Source organism: Pseudomonas sp. UV AK001 (assembly GCF_046097675.1).
Lineage (GTDB): Bacteria > Pseudomonadota > Gammaproteobacteria > Pseudomonadales > Pseudomonadaceae > Aquipseudomonas > Aquipseudomonas kribbensis.
Map to the genome: position 1 here is coordinate 1,060,355 of NZ_JBJUVZ010000001.1, position 20,736 is coordinate 1,081,090.

General features: G+C 61.2%; 17 protein-coding genes. 2 read left to right on the forward strand and 15 right to left on the reverse strand.

All coding sequences use genetic code 11. The annotated features are described in order from the left end of the window. The first annotated feature begins 176 nt into the window (after positions 1–176). Positions 177–1,142 carry a LysR family transcriptional regulator gene (locus ACKLNA_RS04875; RefSeq protein ID WP_408985051.1) on the forward strand — a complete coding sequence of 322 codons (966 nt, stop codon included), beginning with the start codon at positions 177–179 and terminating at the stop codon, positions 1,140–1,142. Between the two features lies 1 nt (position 1,143). Here ACKLNA_RS04875 and ACKLNA_RS04880 read toward each other — a convergent pair whose 3' ends face one another. The 10 genes from ACKLNA_RS04880 to arnB form a co-directional block, all read right to left on the reverse strand. Further along, the gene (locus ACKLNA_RS04880) at positions 1,144–1,662 is read right to left on the reverse strand and encodes a GNAT family N-acetyltransferase (protein ID WP_408985052.1); all 519 of its coding nucleotides are present in this window, start codon (positions 1,660–1,662) and stop codon (positions 1,144–1,146) included. Positions 1,663–1,724: 62 nt separating this feature from the next. Then, positions 1,725–3,323 (reverse strand): ArnT family glycosyltransferase, encoded by a 1,599-nt coding sequence (locus ACKLNA_RS04885; protein ID WP_408985053.1) that lies wholly within the window; start codon positions 3,321–3,323, stop codon positions 1,725–1,727. After that, entirely contained in the window at positions 3,320–4,699 is a 1,380-nt protein-coding gene (locus tag ACKLNA_RS04890) for a UDP-glucose dehydrogenase family protein (protein ID WP_408985054.1), read from the reverse strand. The genes ACKLNA_RS04885 and ACKLNA_RS04890 overlap by 4 nt, the downstream gene beginning before the upstream one ends. Continuing rightward, complete coding sequence (arnF, locus tag ACKLNA_RS04895) at positions 4,696–5,109, reverse strand: 4-amino-4-deoxy-L-arabinose-phosphoundecaprenol flippase subunit ArnF (RefSeq protein WP_408985055.1); 414 nt, start codon at positions 5,107–5,109, stop codon at positions 4,696–4,698. The genes ACKLNA_RS04890 and arnF overlap by 4 nt, the downstream gene beginning before the upstream one ends. Next, complete coding sequence (arnE, locus tag ACKLNA_RS04900; RefSeq protein ID WP_065257283.1) at positions 5,106–5,450, reverse strand: 4-amino-4-deoxy-L-arabinose-phosphoundecaprenol flippase subunit ArnE; 345 nt, start codon at positions 5,448–5,450, stop codon at positions 5,106–5,108. The genes arnF and arnE overlap by 4 nt, the downstream gene beginning before the upstream one ends. Further along, positions 5,447–7,096, reverse strand: coding sequence for a lipid IV(A) 4-amino-4-deoxy-L-arabinosyltransferase (gene arnT / locus ACKLNA_RS04905; RefSeq protein WP_408985056.1), 1,650 nt, complete (start codon positions 7,094–7,096; stop codon positions 5,447–5,449). Before arnT (ACKLNA_RS04905) ends, arnE begins: the two co-directional genes overlap by 4 nt. Next, the gene (gene arnD, locus ACKLNA_RS04910; protein WP_085709968.1) at positions 7,093–7,977 is read right to left on the reverse strand and encodes a 4-deoxy-4-formamido-L-arabinose-phosphoundecaprenol deformylase; all 885 of its coding nucleotides are present in this window, start codon (positions 7,975–7,977) and stop codon (positions 7,093–7,095) included. The genes arnT (ACKLNA_RS04905) and arnD overlap by 4 nt, the downstream gene beginning before the upstream one ends. Then, entirely contained in the window at positions 7,977–9,968 is a 1,992-nt protein-coding gene (gene arnA / locus ACKLNA_RS04915) for a bifunctional UDP-4-amino-4-deoxy-L-arabinose formyltransferase/UDP-glucuronic acid oxidase ArnA (protein WP_408985057.1), read from the reverse strand. Before arnA ends, arnD begins: the two co-directional genes overlap by 1 nt. Beyond that, positions 9,965–10,987 carry an undecaprenyl-phosphate 4-deoxy-4-formamido-L-arabinose transferase gene (arnC, locus tag ACKLNA_RS04920; RefSeq protein ID WP_114883231.1) on the reverse strand — a complete coding sequence of 341 codons (1,023 nt, stop codon included), beginning with the start codon at positions 10,985–10,987 and terminating at the stop codon, positions 9,965–9,967. Before arnC ends, arnA begins: the two co-directional genes overlap by 4 nt. Continuing rightward, positions 10,984–12,132 carry a UDP-4-amino-4-deoxy-L-arabinose aminotransferase gene (gene arnB, locus ACKLNA_RS04925; protein WP_408985058.1) on the reverse strand — a complete coding sequence of 383 codons (1,149 nt, stop codon included), beginning with the start codon at positions 12,130–12,132 and terminating at the stop codon, positions 10,984–10,986. The genes arnC and arnB overlap by 4 nt, the downstream gene beginning before the upstream one ends. 373 nt (positions 12,133–12,505) lie before the next feature. On the opposite strand from arnB, the gene xerC reads away from it, so the two are divergent. Next, positions 12,506–13,444 (forward strand): tyrosine recombinase XerC, encoded by a 939-nt coding sequence (gene xerC / locus ACKLNA_RS04930; protein ID WP_408985059.1) that lies wholly within the window; start codon positions 12,506–12,508, stop codon positions 13,442–13,444. Positions 13,445–13,451: 7 nt separating this feature from the next. On the opposite strand, the gene ACKLNA_RS04935 is transcribed toward xerC, so the two are convergent. The 5 genes from ACKLNA_RS04935 to arnT (ACKLNA_RS04955) form a co-directional block, all read right to left on the reverse strand. After that, on the reverse strand, positions 13,452–14,510 hold the full coding sequence (locus ACKLNA_RS04935) for an ABC transporter ATP-binding protein (protein ID WP_408985060.1): 1,059 nt from the start codon (positions 14,508–14,510) through the stop codon (positions 13,452–13,454). After that, positions 14,507–16,102: an ABC transporter permease gene (locus ACKLNA_RS04940; protein WP_408985061.1), complete on the reverse strand. Its 1,596-nt coding sequence runs from the start codon at positions 16,100–16,102 to the stop codon at positions 14,507–14,509. Before ACKLNA_RS04940 ends, ACKLNA_RS04935 begins: the two co-directional genes overlap by 4 nt. A gap of 3 nt (positions 16,103–16,105) precedes the next feature. Continuing rightward, positions 16,106–17,119 (reverse strand): iron ABC transporter substrate-binding protein, encoded by a 1,014-nt coding sequence (locus tag ACKLNA_RS04945; RefSeq protein WP_085709962.1) that lies wholly within the window; start codon positions 17,117–17,119, stop codon positions 16,106–16,108. 202 nt (positions 17,120–17,321) lie between these two features. Then, positions 17,322–18,851 (reverse strand): ArnT family glycosyltransferase, encoded by a 1,530-nt coding sequence (locus tag ACKLNA_RS04950; RefSeq protein WP_408985062.1) that lies wholly within the window; start codon positions 18,849–18,851, stop codon positions 17,322–17,324. Next, the gene (arnT, locus tag ACKLNA_RS04955) at positions 18,848–20,560 is read right to left on the reverse strand and encodes a lipid IV(A) 4-amino-4-deoxy-L-arabinosyltransferase (RefSeq protein ID WP_408985063.1); all 1,713 of its coding nucleotides are present in this window, start codon (positions 20,558–20,560) and stop codon (positions 18,848–18,850) included. The genes ACKLNA_RS04950 and arnT (ACKLNA_RS04955) overlap by 4 nt, the downstream gene beginning before the upstream one ends. Between the last annotated feature and the right edge of the window lie 176 nt (positions 20,561–20,736).

Below are 20,736 nucleotides of genomic sequence, written 5' to 3' on the forward strand. Positions count from 1 at the left end.
CAAGAGCTGATCGAAGTGTCAGCTTTTAATGTTTGGCGATCAGTGAGTTGGCACTGATGTTCGGGATTTTTTGGCGGTTGCCAAGGCCTGTTTTCTGTGATCATTATTATTAGTCGGCGATGTTTTTGTTGTTGGACACAGATTGTTGAACATTGCGCCAGAGGTAAATCAGCATTATGGAAACCCCACTTTCCAATTCCGGAAACCCGCCGCTGAAAACGGCTCACAGAGCGCCACTGGCCCTAAGCGGACTGGATTTCAAACTGCTCAAGGTGTTCAAGGCCGTGGTCGAGGCGGGAGGCTTCAGCGCCGCGCAAAACGAGCTGAACGTGGGCCTTGCGGCCATCAGCAAGCAGATCTCCGACCTGGAAATCCGTATCGGCATGCGTCTGTGTACCCGGGGGCGCGAGGGATTTCACCTGACCGAGGAAGGGCGTCTGGTGTATCAGGCGTCGATTGACCTGTTCGCGTCGGTCGACAACTTTCGGGATCGGCTTAGTTCAGCGCAGAACGAACTTATTGGCGATCTTGGTGTGGGCGTTATTGATAATACGATCAGCGACCTTAATTCACCGTTAGTTGCTGCGCTTAAAAAGATAAATGAAGAGTCGCCGAAAGTAAGATTTCAACTTCAGGCCACCCAGCTGGATGAGGTGGAAAGAGGCGTGGTAGAAGGGCGCCTGGTGGCGGGAATAGTGCCGGTTTATCAAAAACGGGAAGAGTTTGATTATTACCCGTTATATGAAGAACGTTCGGAGGTTTACTGCGCTGTCGGCCATCCGTTGTTCGACATGCCCGAAGCACAAATGAACAGCGAGGTGCTGCAGGATTACGAGTGCATCAACCACCGCTACGCGATTCATCGCGACAAACTCAATTTTGCCCGCTACGACAGCTTTTCCGCCTCGGCGACCCAGGTCGAAGCCGTAGCGCTGCTGATCAAGACCGGGCGCTTCGTGGGCTTCCTGCCCCGGCATTACGCGGCCACGCTGGTGGCGGCGGGGCAGTTTCGCGCAGTGCTGCCGGAGCGAATCAACATCGCCACGCCGTTCAATCTGATCCTGCGTCACAACACCGTGCGCAGTCCGTTGGTGAAGGCGTTCGCTCAGGCGTTGGGCGTTGATCTGAAAGCGCCGTTGTAATTCAGCCGAGCATCAATCGCATCGCGCAACGTCGCTCACCGGGCAAACCGTGGGCGATTTCGTCGTTGAGTACCTCGATCAAACGCGGCCCGGCATCCACTTCGTTCAATGGCACAAAACCCATTCGTTGATAGAACGGCGCATTCCACGGCAGGTCGCGAAAAGTGGTCAACGTGACCGCCTCAAGTTGCTGTCGTCGCGCGTGTTCAATCACGCCCAACAGTAACTTGCGACCGATGCCCTGGCCCTGAAAGTGTTGGCTGACGGACAGCTCTTCGACGTGCAACTGGTTGTCGATTTCAACGGCCCTTAAAAAACCGGCAAGTTGTCCGACAGTATTTTCTGCAATCCATACATGTCCCTGCTCGATGGCCTGCAAATGCTGCGCGGCGTCGGGTACATCGCTGTCGGCCAGCCAGGCCAGTGCAGGATCCAGACGAAACAGTTCAGCGGCCGAACGTTCGATGGCGGGGAGGGTGGCCGCGTCTGCGGGCCGGGCGGGGCGTATAAGGAATGTCATGCGGGAACTGCCGATGGCTGCGATCCTGGGAAGCTCCGCAAGATCGCAGCCTTCAGCGAGGTCTACAAGGGTTTCAGGTACAACAGCACGTAATCGTTCTTGTCGAAGCGACCGCTCAGTACCGGTTGCAGGCTGGCCAGCGGCGTGCCTTGCAGTGACTGCATATCCTTGCTGTCCATGATCAGCCAGGCCGGACCCTGGAGTGCTTCCAGTTGCTGAACGGTTTCGGTGAACTGCGGTTGCAGGTCCTGCTCGACGTTGACCATGAACTTGATCGCCTTGGCGTCCTTGCCCATGCCGTGCAGCACCAGCGGGGCCGGGTTCTGTTGAACCTGGGCGAACGCCGCCCGACTGAAAGAACGGGTGTCATAGAGCGCGCGTTCCACCGGCTCGAACACGGCGGCATAGACCGTCCACAACGCCAGTACCGCGCTCAGTGCCAGCACTTCGGCACGCCAGCGCGGCTTCCAGAGTCTGGACAACGCCAGCAGTTGCAGCACGCCCAGCACGATCAGCACCGGCATGACACCGGTCAACAGCTCCGGGAACTTGCGTCGCGCAACCAGCAGGGCAACGATCAGCAACAGCGGCGTCAGCAGCCACAGGGCCTGAATGATCCCGCGCAGCCACGCAAACACTCGACCGTGAGCCACCTGGAACGGATACGCGGCGATGATCGCGGCCATCGGCAACATCGGCAGCAGGTAACGCGCCTTCTTCGCCTGTGGAATCGACAGACCGACCATGACGATCAACCCGGCCGCCGCGCAATATTGCACCAGCCGCAAGGCCGGTCCGCGCTGATGCGGTTTGCTCAGCCACGCCGCCGCCAGCACCACAATGACCAGCGGGTAAGCCAGCGCGTAGTTGCCCAGCGAACTGGTGAAGTAGTACAGCGAACCGCTGACGCCTTCACTGCCATCCATGCGCCCCATGAACTGCATGCGGATCACGTCTTGCAGGAAAGCCTCGCCGCCGCTGAGCTTGGCCAGCCACAACAACAGGCCGACACACGCCGCGAGCAGGATCGACGCCAGCACACCGAACACGAACAGCCGTGTCCACTGACGATTGAGCAGGTAATAGCTGCAGAGCATGCCGGTCGGCACCACCAGCCCGATCGGCCCACGGATGCCGAAACCCAGCAACAGCAGGACGAAAATCAGCGGCCAGCGTCGGCCGGAGCCGAAATGGTCGTGCGCGTAACCCAGGTAGAACACCGACAACGCGACGGCAGCCAGCATCAGGTCTTGCGACACCGCGCGGACTTCCGTGATGAACGTACTGGTGAGCATCAGCAGCGCAATGCTGATCAATGCCCAGCGCTGCGAATGCACCGCCAGCAAGCGGTACATCAACATCACGATCACCCCGCCCGCGATGGCGCTGGGCAACCACGCGGTCAGTGTATTGATAGCCCCGAAAGGCAACGCCAACAGCCAGATGAACAACGTCGACAACGCCGAATAGTCTGCGTAAGGCTCGCCGTAGGTGGTCGGGAATACCGTCGGCCCGTGTCGCAGCATTTCCTGGGCAAACAGTACAAAGCGTGAATCAAAGCCAATGGGTGCCTGTCCATAAACCCCGGCGATAAACAACAACAGTGCCAGCAGCCCTGCGATCAGGGACTGCCGGCGGATGGCAGGCGACAACGTAATCAAGCGACGTCCGCAGTGTTAGGCCATTGTTGCAGCGGGATCGGCAACTTGCGCGAGTCCCCACGGCCGATCGGGAAGTACTTGAAGCCATTGCGCGCCAGACGGTCGGCGTCGTACAGGTTACGGCCGTCGAAGATCACCGGATCCTTGAGGCGTTGCTGGATCAGGTCGAAATCCGGCGCCTTGAACTGTTGCCATTCGGTGCAGATGATCAGCGCGTCGGAACCGGCAAGCACCGATTCAGGGGTGCCCATCAGCATCAGTTTTTCTTCGTTCGGGTACAGATGCTGGGTTTCCTGCATCGCTTCCGGGTCGAACGCGCGAACGCTGGCGCCGGCGGCGAACAGCGAATCAAGCAGCACGCGGCTTGGCGCATCGCGCATGTCGTCGGTGTTCGGCTTGAACGCCAGACCCCACAGGGCGAAGGTCTTGCCGCGCAGATCACCCTTGTAGAACGCATTGATGCGGTCGAACAGCTTGTGCTTCTGACGTTCGTTGATCGCCTCGACCGCTTGCAGCAGGTCGCTGGAGCAATGGGCCTGTTCGGCACTGTGGATCAGCGCGCGCATGTCTTTGGGGAAGCACGAGCCGCCGTAGCCGCAGCCCGGATAGATGAAGTGGTAACCGATGCGCGTGTCGGCGCCGATGCCCTGGCGTACCGACTCGATGTCGGCGCCCAGGTGTTCGGCCAGTTCAGCGATCTGGTTGATGAAGCTGATCTTGGTCGCCAGCATGCAGTTGGCGGCATACTTGGTCAGCTCGGCGCTGCGCAGGTCCATGAACATTATGCGGTCATGGTTGCGGTTGAACGGCGAGTACAGGTCGCGCATCACGTCACGCACTTCATCGCCTTCGCAGCCGATGACGATGCGGTCCGGACGACGGCAGTCGGAGACCGCCGAACCTTCCTTGAGGAATTCCGGGTTGGAGACGATATCGAACTGCAGCGCGCGACCCGCCTTGTCCAGCGCGGCCTGGATATGGGCGCGCAGGGTGTCGCCAGTGCCGACCGGTACGGTGGATTTTTCCACCAGGATCAGCGGTTGCTCGCGATGACGGGCAACGGCATCGCCCACCGACAGCACGTATTTCAGGTCGGCCGAGCCATCCTCGCTGGACGGTGTGCCCACGGCAATGAAGGCGACGCGACCATGAAGCACGGCGTTTTTCTCATCGGCAGTGAAGTGCAGACGACCGGAATCCAGGCCTTCACGGACCAGGCTCGACAGGCCCGGTTCGAAGATGCTGACGTGACCCTGGCTGAGCAGTTCGACCTTCTTCTGATCGATATCCATGCACACGACATCATGGCCGACCTCGGCCAGAACCGCGGCTTGCACCAGGCCGACGTAACCGCTTCCAAATACTGTGATTTTCATGGAGCACTCCTCAAATCGGGCGCTTGTGCCGGACGAGTGTTGATAGTGATGACACCGAGCATGACCAGTGCCACGCCCAGTGATTTGGTGAAACTGAAGGATTCGTTGAACAGCGGCAGACTGGCCGCCAACAGATACACCAGCGCATAGCTGATGCTCAGCAGCGAATAGGCCCGGCCCAGCGGCAGGTCGCGCAGGGCGGCGAGCCAGCAGAGCATCGACAGTGCGTAGGCAAAAATGGCCGTGGCGACAACCGCGAGCGCCGACAGATCGACGCTACCGCTGCTCAAGGCTGACAGCCATTGTTCCGGCTGCGGCAGGCGCGTCATGCTCCAGCGCATGCCCAGTTGGGCGCCGCTGACCAGCAACACGCTGCCCAGTGCAAAGCCGATTCCGCGTCCCTGACTCATGACTGTTGTCCCAGCAGTGCCACGCCGCCGATCACCAGTGCGACACCGATCCAGTGCTGGCGATCGATCGGTTCGCGAAACACGAAACGCGCGATCAAGGTGATCAGCACAAAGTTGAGGCTGAGCATCGGGTAAGCGATGCCCACTTCAAGGCGTTGCAGCACCAGCAGCCAGACCAGCAGGCCCGAGCCCAGTGCGAACAGCGCCAGCCACAGCCAGGGCGAGCGCAGTTTGTCGGCCCAGGACGAATCGACCCCGCGCCAGCTCTCCACCGCGTACTTCTGTGCAACCTGGCCCAGGCACGTCAGCAGACACGCCGTCAGCAACAGCAACCAGCTCATGACGGATCCTTGGGCAGGACGATGATCACCAGATTGCCTTGCTCGTAACGGGTGCCGTCCTTGGGCAGCAGGTCGACTTCATGCAGCTCGTCGTCGCCCTTGACCCGCATGACCACGCCGACCGAGCCGGTGCGGCGGGCATCGCGTACCCACTGCTGGACTTCATCGGTGGTGATCCGCTGTTCCGCGCCTTCCGGATAGCTCAGGCCGTACTTCAGCTCGCCCACGGTGTTGTACAACGCCACCTTGGGTTGCTTCAGGCGCCAGGCCAGTGCCGAGGCGGCACCGAGATCGTTGCTCAGCAGGTGCGTGGTGCCGGACAGTTCGTCGAGGTGATGCAGGATGAACTGGTCCGGAGTCTTGTTGGCCACCACCGACTTCGGCAGCGCCGCCGGCAGCACGCCGATCAGCAACAGACTGCCGAGCGCCGGAGCGGCCCAGCACTGCAGCGGCAGAAACGCTTGCGCAAGGTTGGCGATGATCCAGCCGATCAGGGCAATGAACACCAGCACCATGCTGTGCAGCTCATGGTCGTACACCGGTTTTTTCAATTGCAGGTAAACCAGTGCGATCAGCGTAACGACGCCCAGCACCAGGTTCAGCAAACCGTTGATGCTCAAGGCCCGGCCCTGTTCCAGACGCAGTCGGTCGGCCAGGGCATGACCCAGCAACAGCGCCAGCGGCAGCAGGCACGGCAGGATGTAGGTCGGCAGTTTGCCGTTGGCGGTGCTGAAAAATGCCAGCGGCATCACCAGCCACAGCAGCAGGAAGGCAATGCCCGGTTGCGTGCGGGTCTGCCAGGCTTGCTTGAACGCCGGCACCAGCATGCCGACCCACGGCAGACTGAAGGCAACCAGCAATGGCAGGTAGAACCACCAAGGCGCGTCGTGTTGAGCATCGTCACCGGCAAAGCGGCGGATGTGTTCGTGCCAGAAGAAGAACCGCCAGTAATCCGGTTCCTGACTGTGCACGGCCAGTACCCACGGCAGGCTGACGATGATCGCCACGGCAACCGCCACCGGACCGTAGATCAGCAATTCACGCCAGCGTTTCTGCCAGAGCATCCAGGGCAGGGCGATCAGTACCGGCAGCAGCCAGGCGAGAAAACCCTTGGTCATGAACCCCATCCCGCAGGCCAGCCCCAACACGGCCCAGCTGATTACGCGTTGCCGGGTGCTACGACTGTCGACGGCAAACCACAGGGCGACGAGGCTCAGGTTTACCCAGAAGGTGAATTGCGGATCGAGGTTGGCATAACCCGCCTGACCGGCAACCACCGTGAAGCTCATGTAGAGCAGGGCGCAGATGAAGCTTTTGCTCGGCTCGTTCCACAGGCGACGGGCAACCAGGAAGCACAACAGCACACTCAAACCGGTGCTGAGGGCCGAAGCGAAGCGGACGCCGAACAGGTTCTGCCCGAACATTTCCTGACCCAGCGCGATCATCCAGTAACCGGCAATCGGTTTCTCGAAATAACGCAGGCCCATGAAATGAGGGGACACCCAGTTGCCGCTCAGCAGCATGTCCTGGCTGATCTGGGCGTAACGGGTTTCATCGGGAATCCACAAGCCATGGGTGCCGAGCGGCAGCAGGTAGGCGAGCAGAAACAGTCCGATCAGCAGCGGCAGTGCCCAGCGTTTGCTCATGCCCCTTGCACTCCCAGCCAGCCTTCACGGCCTTCGAGGACGCCACGCTGCACACGGCCGACAGGCAATGTGTTGAGAAACTCGGGCAACAGATCGCCCAAAGGCTTGAACTCGATTTCTCGCTGACGTGCATCGGCCAGCAAACGGCGAAAATCGTCGGCCATCAGAATCCCTTCTACTTCGGCATGAATGGTGTAGTTGTTGAGGTTGTCCGGGCGGAACCGGTCAAGGATGAAGGCGTTGAAGTCCTTCGCCGCCACGGTCGGACCGACCACCTCGTCGAAGGTCGGCATGTCCACCGGAATCTGCGGCGCACCCACTGAACCATCGGCCAGCAGTGGTCGAAACAGCCGATTCCCGCGGCAATCGCTGTTATAGCGAAAACCGAAAGTTTCTTTGGCTTCGACCACGCGCTCGTCCGCGCGCCAACCGGCGGCGGCAGAGCACTGGATTTTCTCGCCGATGATGTCGCTCAGGGTGTCGACGCCGCGACGGATCTGCTCGATCAGTTGCGCGTCGCTCCAGGTGCCGGCATTGGCCTGCCAGCCGTGGTGATCCCAGGCGTGCAGGCCGACTTCATGGCCGGCGTCCCGGGCCTGACGCATCAGGTGCCCGAGGTCGCGACCGATCGGTTTGCCCGGCCAGGCGGTCCCGGCCAGCAGGATGTCCCAGCCATACAGGCCGGCGGCGTTGGAACGCAGCATTTTCCAGAGGAATTGCGGACGGATCAGGCGCCACAGATGTCGGCCCATGTTGTCCGGGCCGACACTGAAGAAGAACGTTGCCTTGACCTGCGCTTCGTCGAGAATTTCCAGCAACCGGGGCACCCCTTCACGGGTGCCTCGGTAGGTGTCGACATCGATACGAAGACCTGCCTGCATTAACGCTTGTCCGCGATTTCGAGCATGGCTTCACGCAGGAAGAAGTCCAGGGTGTTGCCGATGGTCTCGCGCATTTCCACGGTCGGCTCCCAGTTCAGCAGGCGCTTGGCGTTGGCGATGCTTGGCTTGCGGTGTTCCACGTCCTGGTAACCGGCACCGTAGAACGCCTTGCTTTCCACGTCGCGGAAACCGGCGAACGGAGGGAAGTTGCTGCGCAGCGGGTGAGCTTCGAACTGACGCAGCAGTTCTTCGCCCAGCTGACGGATGCTGGCTTCGTTTTCCGGGTTGCCGATGTTGATGATCTGGCCGTTGCAGACATCGTTGTCGTTGTCGATGATGCGGGCCAGCGCTTCGACGCCGTCGGCGATGTCGGTGAAGCAGCGCTTCTGCTCGCCGCCGTCGAACAGACGGATCGGAGTGCCTTCCACCAGGTTCAGGATCAGCTGGGTGATGGCGCGGGAGCTGCCGATACGGGCCGAGTCCAGACGGTCCAGACGCGGACCCATCCAGTTGAACGGACGGAACAGGGTGAAGTTCAGGCCCTTGGCGCCGTAAGCCCAGATCACGCGGTCCAGCAGTTGCTTGGAAACCGAGTAGATCCAGCGCTGCTTGTTGATCGGGCCGACGATCAGGTTGGAGCTGTCTTCGTCGAAGTTCTTGTCCTGGCACATGCCATAGACTTCCGAGGTCGACGGGAAGATCACGCGCTTGTTGTACTTGACGCAGTAGCGAACCAGTTTCAGGTTCTCTTCGAAGTCCAGTTCGAATACGCGCAGCGGGTTGCGGGTGTATTCGATCGGCGTGGCGATGGCCACCAGCGGCAGGACCACGTCGCACTTCTTGATGTGGTACTCGATCCACTCGGAGTGAATGCTGATGTCGCCTTCGACGAAGTGGAAACGTGGGTGGTCGCGCAGACGGTCGATGGCGTCGGAACCGATGTCCAGGCCATAGATTTCGTAGCGGTCGTCACGCAGCAGGCGCTCGGACAGGTGGTTACCGATGAAACCGTTGACGCCCAGGATCAGCACACGGGTACGACGTGGCGCACGGCCGGATTCGGCTCCGCGAAGCAGCGAACCGTCTACCAGACCCAGTTCGTTGGCCAGTTGCGGGCCGCTCAGGTACAGACCGTTGTCGTTGCGCTGACCGGCGTTGATCACCAGCGAGTCTTCACCGCAGGCGATGCGCAGCGGATCGACGCTGATCACACGGCCAGGGGCCTGACCTTCGTTGCCCTTGACGACTTCGGCGCTCCACACGATCAGCTTGTGCTCGCCCACGGCGCAGAAGGCGCCAGGATACGGACGGGTCACGGCGCGAACCAGGTTGAACAGCTCTTCGGCCGGTTTGGCCCAGACCAGTTTGCCGTCCGCCGGAGTACGACGGCCGAATACGGTGGCCTTGGATTCGTCTTGCGGGGTTTCGGTGATCTTGCCTTGCAGCATGTTCGGCAGAGTGTCGCGCAGCAGGTCGCTGGCGGCGGTGCGCAGTTTGGCGTGCAGGGTCAGACCGGTGTCGCTGCGCTCGATGGCAACGCGTTGCTGGGCAACGATGGCGCCGGCATCAGCGCGCTTGACCATGCGGTGCAGGGTGACACCGGTTTCGGTTTCGCCGTTGACCAGCACCCAGTTGGCCGGTGCGCGACCACGGTAGCGTGGCAGCAGCGAGCCGTGCAGGTTGAACGCGCCTTTTTTTGCCAGTGCCAGCAGTGGTTCGCTCAGCAGGTTGCGGTAGTAGAACGAGAAAATGTACTCAGGGTCGAGCTTGGCGATGCGCTCGATCCACAGCGGGTGGTTGGCATCTTCCGGCGCGTGGACCGGGATGCCTTTGCTGGCGCACAGCTGTGCAACCGAGGCGTAGAAGGCGTTTTCTTTCGGATCGTCGGCGTGAGTGAACACTGCTGCAATGTCGTAGCCGCTGTTAAGCAGGGCTTCAATGCCGGCGCAGCCAATATCGTGGTAAGCGAAGACAACAGTTTTTGCACTCATGAGAGAACCTGATCGGAAGTGGAATTGGAAGTAAGGCCGTCAACGGTGACCGCAGGTGCCGGGGAGGCCGGCTGGCTGCGCAACACCTTTTCAATGAAGAAGCGCGGGCGGGCGCGCACGTCGCTGTACATGCGTCCCAGGTATTCACCCAGCAGACCCATGCCGATGAACTGGCCACCGGTGAACACGAACAGCACCGCAAACAGTACGAACGTGCCGTCACCGGCCCAGCCTGCACCGAACGCCAGGCGCAGCACGATCAGCGCAACGGCGAACAGTGCGCCCAGACCTGCCATCGCGAAGCCGACGATGCTCAGCAGACGCAGCGGCGTGGTGGTCATGCAGGTGACCAGATCGAACATCAGGTTGATCAGGCGCATCGGGCTGTATTTCGAGTCGCCGTGCTCACGCTCGGCGTGGGCCACGACGATTTCGGTGGTGTGGCGGGCAAAGCTGTTGGCCAGGATCGGAATGAACGTGCTGCGTTCGCGGCAGGCGAGCATCGCGTCGATGATGGTGCGGCGGTAGGCGCGCAGCATGCAGCCGTAGTCGCTCATGGCCACGCCGGTGGAACGTTGCACCGCGAGGTTGATCAGTTTCGACGGGTAGCGGCGCAGGGCCGAGTCCTGACGGTTGCCACGCACGGTGCCGACGACGTCGTAACCCTTTTCGGCTTCGGCCACCAGACGCGGAATTTCTTCCGGCGGGTTCTGCAGGTCAGCGTCGATGGTGATCACCACGTCGCCTTTGCATTGCTCGAAACCGGCCATGATCGCGGCGTGCTGACCGTAGTTGCGGTTGAGGATGACGGCCACGAACGGGCTGTTTTCGCGTCCGGCGGCTTCTTCCAGCATATTGGCCGACTCGTCGCGGCTGCCGTCGTCGACCAGCACGATTTCGTAGTCATGTTTGAGTTGGGCGCAGGCCGCCTCTGTGCGCCGAAGCAGCTCAGGCAGACTGTCCTGTTCGTTGTAGACCGGGATGACGATCGACACGCATTTAATCGGGTAAGGTCTCACGAGCGTTTGTCCATAAGAGTGGCGATGGCGCCGACAACACGATCCAGATCCTGGTCGGTCATGTCGGGGAACAGCGGAATCGAGCACAGCCGCGCCGAGTTCCATTCGGTGTTGGGCAGGTACAGGTCAGGGTCACGCTGGCGGTACCAGGTGTGCAGGTGGGTGGCGATGAAATGGATGCCGGTGCCGATGCCTTGCTCCTGCAAACCCTTCATGAAGGCTTCGCGATCCATCCCGCAGCGCTCGCTGTCGATGCGCAGGATGAACAGGTGCCAGGCGTGTTGCTGGGCATATTGTGGAATCGCCAGCGGCTGCACCGGCAAGCCTTCGAGCTTTTGCAGGTACTGACCGGCCAGCTCGGTGCGGCGGGCATTGATGGCGTCCAGACGCTGCAGTTGCACCAGGGCAATGGCGGCGTTGATGTCGGACAGGTTGTACTTGAAGCCCGGCTCCATGACCTGGGCCTGCGGTTTGCGGCCTCCGGTCAGACGGTCATAGGCATCGACGCCCAGACCGTGGAACTTGAGCATGCGCACGCGGCTGGCCAGGGCTTCGTCGTCGGTGACGAACATCGCGCCTTCGGCGCAGGTCATGTTCTTGATCGCGTGGAACGAGAAGATCGCCGTGCCGTGGGAGCCGACGTGGCGGCCCTTGTAGCGGGTGCCGGCGGCGTGGGCCGCGTCTTCGATGACGGCGATGCCGTGCTTGTCCGCCAGTGCGTACAGCGGATCCAGATCGAACGCGGCACCGGCGTAATGCACGGGAATGATGGCTTTGGTGCGCGGCGTGATGGCCGCTTCGATACGGGCGGCGTCGGTCATCAGGGTGTCGCGGTCGACATCGACGAACACCGGTGTGGCACCGAGCAGGGAAATCATGTTGGCGGTGGAGACCCAGGTCTGCGACGGTGTGATGACTTCATCGCCAGGGCCGATACCCAGAGCCAGCAGGGTGATGTGCATGCCGCCGGTGGCAGATGACAGTGCAACGGCGTGCTTGCATCCCACGTACTGCGCGAACTGTTCTTCAAGTGCCTGGTTTTTCGGCCCGGTGGTGATCCAGCCCGAGCGCAGAACCTGCTCGACGGCCGCAATTTCTTCATCGCCGATACTCGGGCGAGAGAAGGGGAGAAACGCCTGACTCATGGACACCTCATTGCGAAAAAAATGGACAGATCCATCTGTTCATCGGATCCAATCCCAGCGTAGACACAAAAAACGGGTTTTGCATCAACGAGTTGCTTGGTAAGCATGACGTCGGGGGTTGGTTGACTTTTCAGGCGTTGCCCGGCAGGTTGGGCGGTACCGACTGAGGACCTATCTAGCTAAGGTTATTCCCGATTTTGTGAAAGGAATATGAAAAACCGGTCGGCGAATCGTTTATCTGAAATTCATACAGCCGCTGTTCAGATTTCCGCGGCTTTATCGGAAAAGTCCTACTACAAGACTCTTTCTTACTTCAAGTTCATTGCAGTTGTTAGTTGTTGTGCTGGACTGTTTTTTACTCAAGGCCTTTCGTTTGAGCAGCTTATCCGTTACCTCTTCAGAATCTATCGCAAGTAACCCTTTGTCCTTGTATTTGGCGCGATTGGCACCTTCCAGCCAGCTCACCATGCGGTACGTTTTACAAGATGCCGCCGATCGCCTCGGCTTTGAAGACATGAATGTCGAGGACATTCCCTGGCACGCCCTGCAACCCGAGGATGTTGTCGCGTTAGTCGCCGCATTGCGCGCTGACAACTATGCCCCCAACACCTCTTCACTCTATGTAAATGCCATTCGTGGTGTCATGAACGAAGCCTGGCGCATGAGCCTGATCAGCCAGGATCACCTGTTGAAGATGCGCTCGGTCAAGGGCATTGCCGGTACGCGGCTGTCTCAGGGGCGCAACCTGAAGCGCACGCTGATTCATGAGCTGATGGAAGTCTGCGCGGCCGATCCGCGTCCGCAGGGGTTGCGCGATGCGGCGGTGATTGCATTGTTGTACGGCACCGGCATGCGTAAGTCCGAGTCGGTGGATCTGGATCTGAACCAGGTGGACTTCACTGAACGCAGCCTGTGCGTCACCGCCAAGGGCAATAAACAACTGATCAAATACGCACCGGCCTGGGCGTTCGCCAAGCTCAGTGCCTGGCTGGAGTTTCGTCGTTCAGAGCTCAAGGAAGGCGAGAGCGACGATACGTTTCTGTTCAACCGCATCCGCCGGGGCAGCCACATCACCCGGGAGCGCATCACCAAGCACGCGATCTATTACATCGCCCGCCAGCGCGGGACCCAGGTCGGGGTCAAGATCATGCCCCACGATTTCCGGCGTTCGTTCATCACCCGGGTCATCGAAGAGCACGATCTGTCGATCGCCCAGAAACTCGCGCACCACAGCAATATCCAGACGACCGCCAACTACGACGTGCGCGACGACAATGAACGGCGTCGCGCCGTGGATCGTTTCGATCTGTAGTCGAGTGTTACGACACGTCGAAGACGTGGGCCGCCCCTAGAATCGACAGTTGTACCGCGCTGCCGGCCGGCGGCGCGTGCATCCCGGTACTGCGGACCAGCAGCGAACGACCGGATTCCTCATTGGCTGCGGCACGCAGCTCGACCGTCAGGGTGCACGTGTTGCCGCCGAAATCGCGTTCGGTGACCACGGCGTTGCAGCCCTCTGAGTCGGCGGGAAGGTCGGACAGTTGAAGCTGTTCCGGGCGCAGCATGATCTGTGCAGGACCGGAGAAACCGTTGCTGTTCACCGCGATCCGTCCAAGATCGCAATGGGCCCAACCGGCCTCGATCTGCGCCGGCATGACCACCGCTTCGCCGAGAAAACGTGCGGTCTGCTCGTCGTCCGGATAGCGGTAGAGGTCCATCGGATGCCCCGACTGCACCAGTCGCCCGTCACGCATGACCGCCAACTGATCGGCAAACGACAAGGCTTCGCCCTGGTCGTGGGTGACCAGAATCGTCGTCACGCCGCTCTCTTCGAGCAGGCGCGCGACCATTTTGCGCATGGCACCGCGCAAACCGGTGTCGAGGGCGGAAAAGGGTTCATCCAGCAGCATCAGGCGCGGTTGCTGGGCCAGTGCCCGGGCGAGCGACACCCGTTGCTGCTGGCCGCCGGACAACTCATGGGGCCAGCGCGCCGCCATGTTGGCGTTCAGGGCCACGCTGTCCATCAATGCCTGGATGCGTTCGGTTCTGGCGCTGCCGGTTTCACTCAGTCCGAAACCGATGTTGTCGGCCACGGTCATGTGCGGAAACAGCGCGCCATCCTGTGGAACATAGCCAATCTGGCGCTGGTAGGCAGGCACGGCGTGGGTGCTGTCCACCAGCGTCTGGCCGTTGAGCGTCAGGCTGCCGGCATCGGGGAACTCGAACCCGGCGATCATCCGCAGCAGCGTGGTCTTGCCGGAGCCTGACGGGCCGACGATCACGGTGCGACTGCCGGTCGGGACGGACAGGTTGATAGTGTCCAGCGCGGTTTGCGCGCCGAAGGATTTACTGAGATTGATGATGTCGAGAGCGTTCATCGGCCGGCACTGCGCCTGGATTGGTGATAGAGGATGGCCGTGAGCGGCAGCGAAAGCACCACCATCAACAGCGCGTAAGGTGCTGCGGCGGCGTAGTCGATTTCGCTGGTCATGGCCCAGAAACCGGTGGCCAGGGTGCGCGTGCCATTGGGCGCGAGCAACAGGGTTGCGGTCAATTCATTGGTGATTGCCAGGAACACCAGCGCTGCACCCGCCGCCGCACCGGGTGCGGCCAGGCGCAGGGTGATCAGCCACAAGGCACGCAACGGCGAGCGGCCGAGGCTTTGCGCGATGTTTTCCAGCTCTACCGGCGCCTGGGCGAAACCGGCACGCAGGCTGACCAGCGCCCGCGGCAGGAACATCAGCAGGTACGCCAGCAGCACGGTGATGGTGGTCTGATAGATCGGCCGGGCGAAGTGGATCGTCACGGTGACCAGCGCCAGCGCCACGACAATCCCCGGCAGGGAACTGGTGATGTAATTGCAGCCTTCCAGCAGACGCTGAAGCTTGCCGGGCGCGCGGATCGACAGCCAGGCAATCGGGATCGCCGCCAGACTGGTCAACACCGCACCGGCCACGCCGAACGACAGGGTCTGGAGCAAGGCCGGCAACAATTCTTCGCCTTGCCAGACTTCAGCGCCGCCAGCGATCAACCATCTGCCCAGCGTCAGCATCGGAACGCCGAGGGCCAGCAGGCAGGTCAGGGTTTGCAGGCACAGGCCCAGGGCTGCGATGCCGGGTTTGAGACGCACGGTCCGCTGTTCCCGGGCGCTGCCGGAACCGACCCGGGCATAACGCGCATGGCCACGAGCGGCAGATTCCACGGTCAGCATCGCCAGGCAGCACAGCGCCAGAACACTGGCGAGCATGTTGGCGGCCGGGCCGTTAAAGGTGGATTTGAACTGATCGAAAATGGCCGTGGTGAAGGTGTCGAAGCGAATCATTGCGTACAGGCCATATTCGGCCAGCAAGTGCAGGCCCACCAACAGCGCACCGCCACAGATGGCCAGGCGCAATTGCGGCAGCACCACCCGGAAGAACACGGCCCATGGTTTCAGGCCGAGGGATTCGGCCACGTCTTCGATCGCCGGGTCGAGACGACGCAACGTCGCCGCAATCGGCAAATAAAGGAACGGAAAGTAAGCGATCACAGACACCAGCACACCGGCCGGCAGTCCATTGATCGACGGAACCAGGCTGACCCATGCATAGCTGTGCACGAACGCCGGCACCGCCAGCGGCGCAACCGCCAGCACTGACCACAAACGCCGACCGGGCAGGTTGGTGCGCTCGGTCAGCCAGGCCAGAGTGATGCCCAGCACAATGCAGATCGGCAGGGTGATCAACACCAGCAGCACGGTGTTGATCAGCAATTCGGCCACCCGAGGGCGGAAGATCAAGGCTTCGATGGTCGCCCAGCCGGTGTACCACGACACACCGACCACAAAGCCGATCGGCAGTAACGACAGCAATGAAACACCGATCGCCAGTACGACCACCCAGGGGCTCCCGCGCCCGTTGAGGGCGCGGGTCCTGCGTGAAAGGTTGGCGGAGGGCGCCGCAGCGATCCCCGCCGGCAGAGTTTCAGGCATCAATTAAAGCAGTCCCGCCTGAGTCATCAGTTCGACGGCTTTCTTGCTGTCGAGCTTCGATGCGTCGACTTTCGGTGCGTCCAGATCCTTCAACGGCACCAGTTTCGGGTTGGAAGCCGAGTCCTTGCCCACGGCGTATTCGAAGGAGTTGCCGGTGCGCAGCACTTCCTGGCCTTGCTTGCCGGTGATGTACTGGAGGAATTTCTGTGCTTCTTCCTGGTGTTTGCTGGACTTCAGCACGCCACCACCGGAGATGCTCACGAACGCGCCCGGATCCTGATGCTTGAAGTAGTGCAGGGCGGTGTTCTTGCTGTTTTCGCCGGTCTTGGACTGATCGACGAAAGCGTAATAGTGATAGATCACGCCGCTGTCCACCTGGCCGGCATTCACCGCTTTGAGCACCGAGCTGTTGCCACGATAGGCGGTGAAGTTGGCTTTCATGCCTTTGAGCCATTCCAGGGTAGCGGCTTCGCCTTTCTGTTCCAGCACGGCGGCGACGATGGCCTGGAAGTCGGCGCCGGCAGGGGATGCAGCCCAGCGACCTTTCCATGCCGGGGTCGCCAGATCCATCAGGGATTTTGGCAGGTCTTTTTCCGGCAGCTTGGCCGGGTTGTAGACAAAGACTGTCGAGCGAGCGGCGATGCCGACCCACTGGCCATGGGCCGGACGATAGGCCGAGCCCACTTGTTCAAGAGTGGCCGGCGCTACAGGGGCGAACAGCTTGGCATTGTCCACCAGCACCATGGCCGGGGAGTTTTCCGTCAGGAACACGTCCGCCGGGGAGGCCGCGCCTTCCTGCACGAGCTGGTTGCCCATTTCCGTGTCGTCGCCGTTGCGGATCGTGACCGGGATCCCGGTTTCCTCGGTGAAGCCGGCGACCCAGGCCTTGGTCAGGGTTTCGTGCTGGGCGTTGTAGACCACGATGCCGACGGAATCGGCGGCAAACACCTGACCGGCTGCGAGCAGCGCGGTTGCCAGAGTAGCGTGCTTGAGAAAGGACGGAAGGGATGGACTCATGACGTAGCAGCTCCTGTTTTTTAGACGTTATGGGCAAGCATTCGCCGGAAAACTTCAATGCGAATGATTTGCATATGTTGGCTGGCTGGCAATGTAGAGAGGCAAATGAGAAAAAAACGTCAAACAAACCGTTAATACATGTCATTGCCATTCAGGTTAGCAGTCACTGGGCGGGGACGCCGGGCGAACCCGGCGTTGTCTTTCAGGAGCCTTGGGGCAGGTAGGCGACGCTTTGATCCTCGCGGCCATGGAACACTTGTTCGCCGCGGGTCGGGGTAGTCGTGATGACTTGATGGTCTTGACCGAGCCTGGAGAGCGGCACGGGTTCGCCGGTGCGGTACTGGGCGACGAAGATCGTACGCTTCGGATCCCAGTGCTTGCCGCTGGTGCGTTCCAGCCATTCGAACATCGCGGCAGCATCGCCGTCGCGAGGGAAGTCGCGGGTTTCCGGCACGTAGTAGAACGGTTCGCCACCGGTCTGCAGGTACATCGGAACCTTGTTGTCCACCTCGACCATGACGAAGTGCCATTGGCTCAACGGCGCACGCTGGCTGGCTTGCAGGCGCACGGTCTCGCCGAAACGGATCGCGCCGCCACCGCTGTTGGTCCAGGGGTAGAGCACGCCGAGAATCCCCAGCAGCAACACCGTGGTCACGGCAAAACCGATTTTCAGTCCGCGCCCGCCAAACGGGCTCTCGGCGTTGCGCGCAGCCATGCGCCGGGTAATCCACCAGGCCCCGAGCAGTTGCGCGAACGGCACCAGTGGCAGCACGTAGTAACTGCGCCGGCTGCCGCTGGCGGTGAAGAACAGCATCAACAACCCGAGGCCCTGAATCAGCCAGCGGGTATCCGGTTCGATGTGTTTCCAGTTCTTCGCCGCGACCCACAGGGCAATGATCCAGCACGGCGCCCAGGGCAGGGTGTAGATCGGCAGGTACAGCAAATAGGTGTAGATCGGGCCGATGTTGTCGAACGGCTGGAAAAACCGCACGACGTTTTCCCGCAACACCAGCCCCAGCCCGTTTTCCCCGTAGTTCGGCGCGCCATAGAGGTGCGACAGCAGGAACGGCGTCATGTAGAACGCCCCGGCAATCACCAGCGCCGCGAGCAGGCGCAGGTTGAGATGACGTTTCCAGCGGCCCTCACTCAGCAGGTGCGGCAGTAAAACCAGCCCCGGCAGGATGAAGCCGATCAGGCCTTTGAACAACGACGTCAGGGACAGCAGGACGCAGAACACCAGATAGCGCGAAAACCGCGTGTCGTCCGGCCCGCGCCAATACCACCAGACCGCCGCCAGCACACCGCAGACCGTCAGGATGTCAGCGGTGGCGACCCGCGCCCAGAACACGAAATAGAAGGTGGTCGCCAGCATCCAGCCGGCGATCAGGCCAGTGCCTTTGCGAAACAGCTGCTCGCCCAGCAGATACACCAGCCAGACGCTGAGCCACGCGGACACCACCGAAGACAGGCGCAGCGACCAGTGATCGAGACTGCCGGTCAGCCAGGCGGTCGCGGTGATCAGCCAGTACGACAAAAGCGGCTTGTCGTAGTAGGGATCACCCTTGAGGTACGGGTCGAAGTAATCGCCGCTTTGCATCATCTGCAACGCGATGTTGGCCCAGCGGGTTTCTGCCCCCCAGAGTTCGCGGCTGCCCAGGCCGAGCAGCAACATCAGGGCGCTGGCGGCCAGCAGGAGCAGCAGGGCGCCCCGGTCGTTATTGCGCAAGGTCATGGCTGGCGCTGCGGGAAGATGAAGATCTGCAGATTGCCGCGACGGTAATGCTTGCCGTCTACCGGCAGCAATCCGACTTCCTGCTCTTCCTGCGTACTGTTGACGCGCAAGACCACACCGACCGCGCCTTTCTTCCGCGCTTCGGTCATCCACTGGCCGACGCCGTCCATCGTGACTTTACGTGCTTCCATGGCCGGGTCTTCGAGGCCGTACTTCAGTTCACCGATGGTGTTGAACAGATCCACCTGCGGACGCTTCAGACGCCATGCCAGCGCGGAAGCCGCACCCAGATCGTTGCTCAGCAGCGACGCGGTTTCACTCAGTTCCTGTTGATGCTCGGCAATGAACTGGTCGGGCATCTTGCTGTTGACGATCTGCCCTGGCATGGCCGCCGGCAGCAACGCCACCAGCAGGCCGATACCCAGCGCCGGCATGGCCCACAACGTCAGCGGACGCAGCACTTGCAAGGCGTTGGCGATGATCCAGCCCACCAGCACGATATAGGCCAGCGACAGGCTGAACATCTCGGTGTTTTCGTAGATTTCCTTGGTTGCCTGCAGATAAAGCAGCGCCACCAGCGCCGCACTGGCGATGACGGTGTTGATCACGCCGTTCAGGCGCAGGACACGGCCACTGTGCTGATCCAGCCAGTTGACCACGGTCTGCCCCATCAGCAGGGCGATCGGCAGCAGGCACGGCATGATGTAGGTCGGCAGCTTGCCGCTGCTCAGGCTGAAAAAGGCCAGTGGCAACAGGAACCACAACGCCAGGTAGGCGGTTTTGGCTTCACGCTTTTCGCGCCAGGTGCGCAGGAGCGTCGAAGGCAGCAGGACGGCCCACGGCAGGGTGGAGGCAAACAGCAGTGGCAGATAGAACCACCATGGGCGGGCGTGCTGCGCGGCATCGCCGGCGGCAAAGCGACGGATGTGTTCGTGCCAGAAGAAGAAACGCCAGAAATCAGGTTCCCGGTAATGAACCGCCAAGACCCACGGCAGGCTGATCAGCACGCAAACCACCACGGCAACCAGTCCGTAACGCACCAGTTCGCCGAAGCGGCGTTGCCAGATCATGTAGGGCAGGGCGATCAGCACCGGCAACAATAACGCCAGGAACCCTTTGGTCATCAGGCCCATGCCGCAGGCGACACCGAGCAGCGCCCAGCCACCCAGACGGGCGCGAGGGGTCTGGCTGTCGATGGCAAACCAAACGGCGACCATGCTCAGGTTGACCCACAAGGTGAACTGCGGATCGAGGTTGGCGTAACCGGCCTGGCCGGCAATCAGCCCGAAGCTCATATAAAGCAGGGCGCTGGCAACGCTGATGCGTGGGTTGTTCCACAACCGGCGGGCCATGAGGTACGTCAGCCAGACGCTGACGCCGGTACTCAGGGCCGAAGCGATACGCACGCCGAACAGGTTTTCACCGAAGATCGCCTGGCCGATCGCAATCATCCAGTAGCCGGCAATCGGTTTTTCGAAATAGCGGATGCCCATGAAATGCGGCGCGACCCAGTTTCCGCTGAGCAGCATTTCCTGGCTGATCTGGCCATAGCGGGTTTCATCGGGGATCCACAGGCCGTGGGTCATCAGCGGCAACAGATAAAACACCACGAAAGCCAGAATCAGGCCGGGAATGGCCCAACGCTCGAAAGTCGTGGTGGGGGAGAAATGACGGGCAGCGTGTCGCAGCGGGTTGTTTTCAGACGTCATGACAAAGCCTTGGTGCCAAACGAAGTTCTTGTGTCGATGTCCTGCCCGGCGCGTTCCTGAGCGGGCGGGACATCGTGTTGAATGAATGCAGGTGTGCGATCGGGGGACGGGCGTTTCCTGTATCCAGAGAGCTGCCGAACCTCCAGGCCGGAGTTCTCGCACTATAGCCAAGCTTA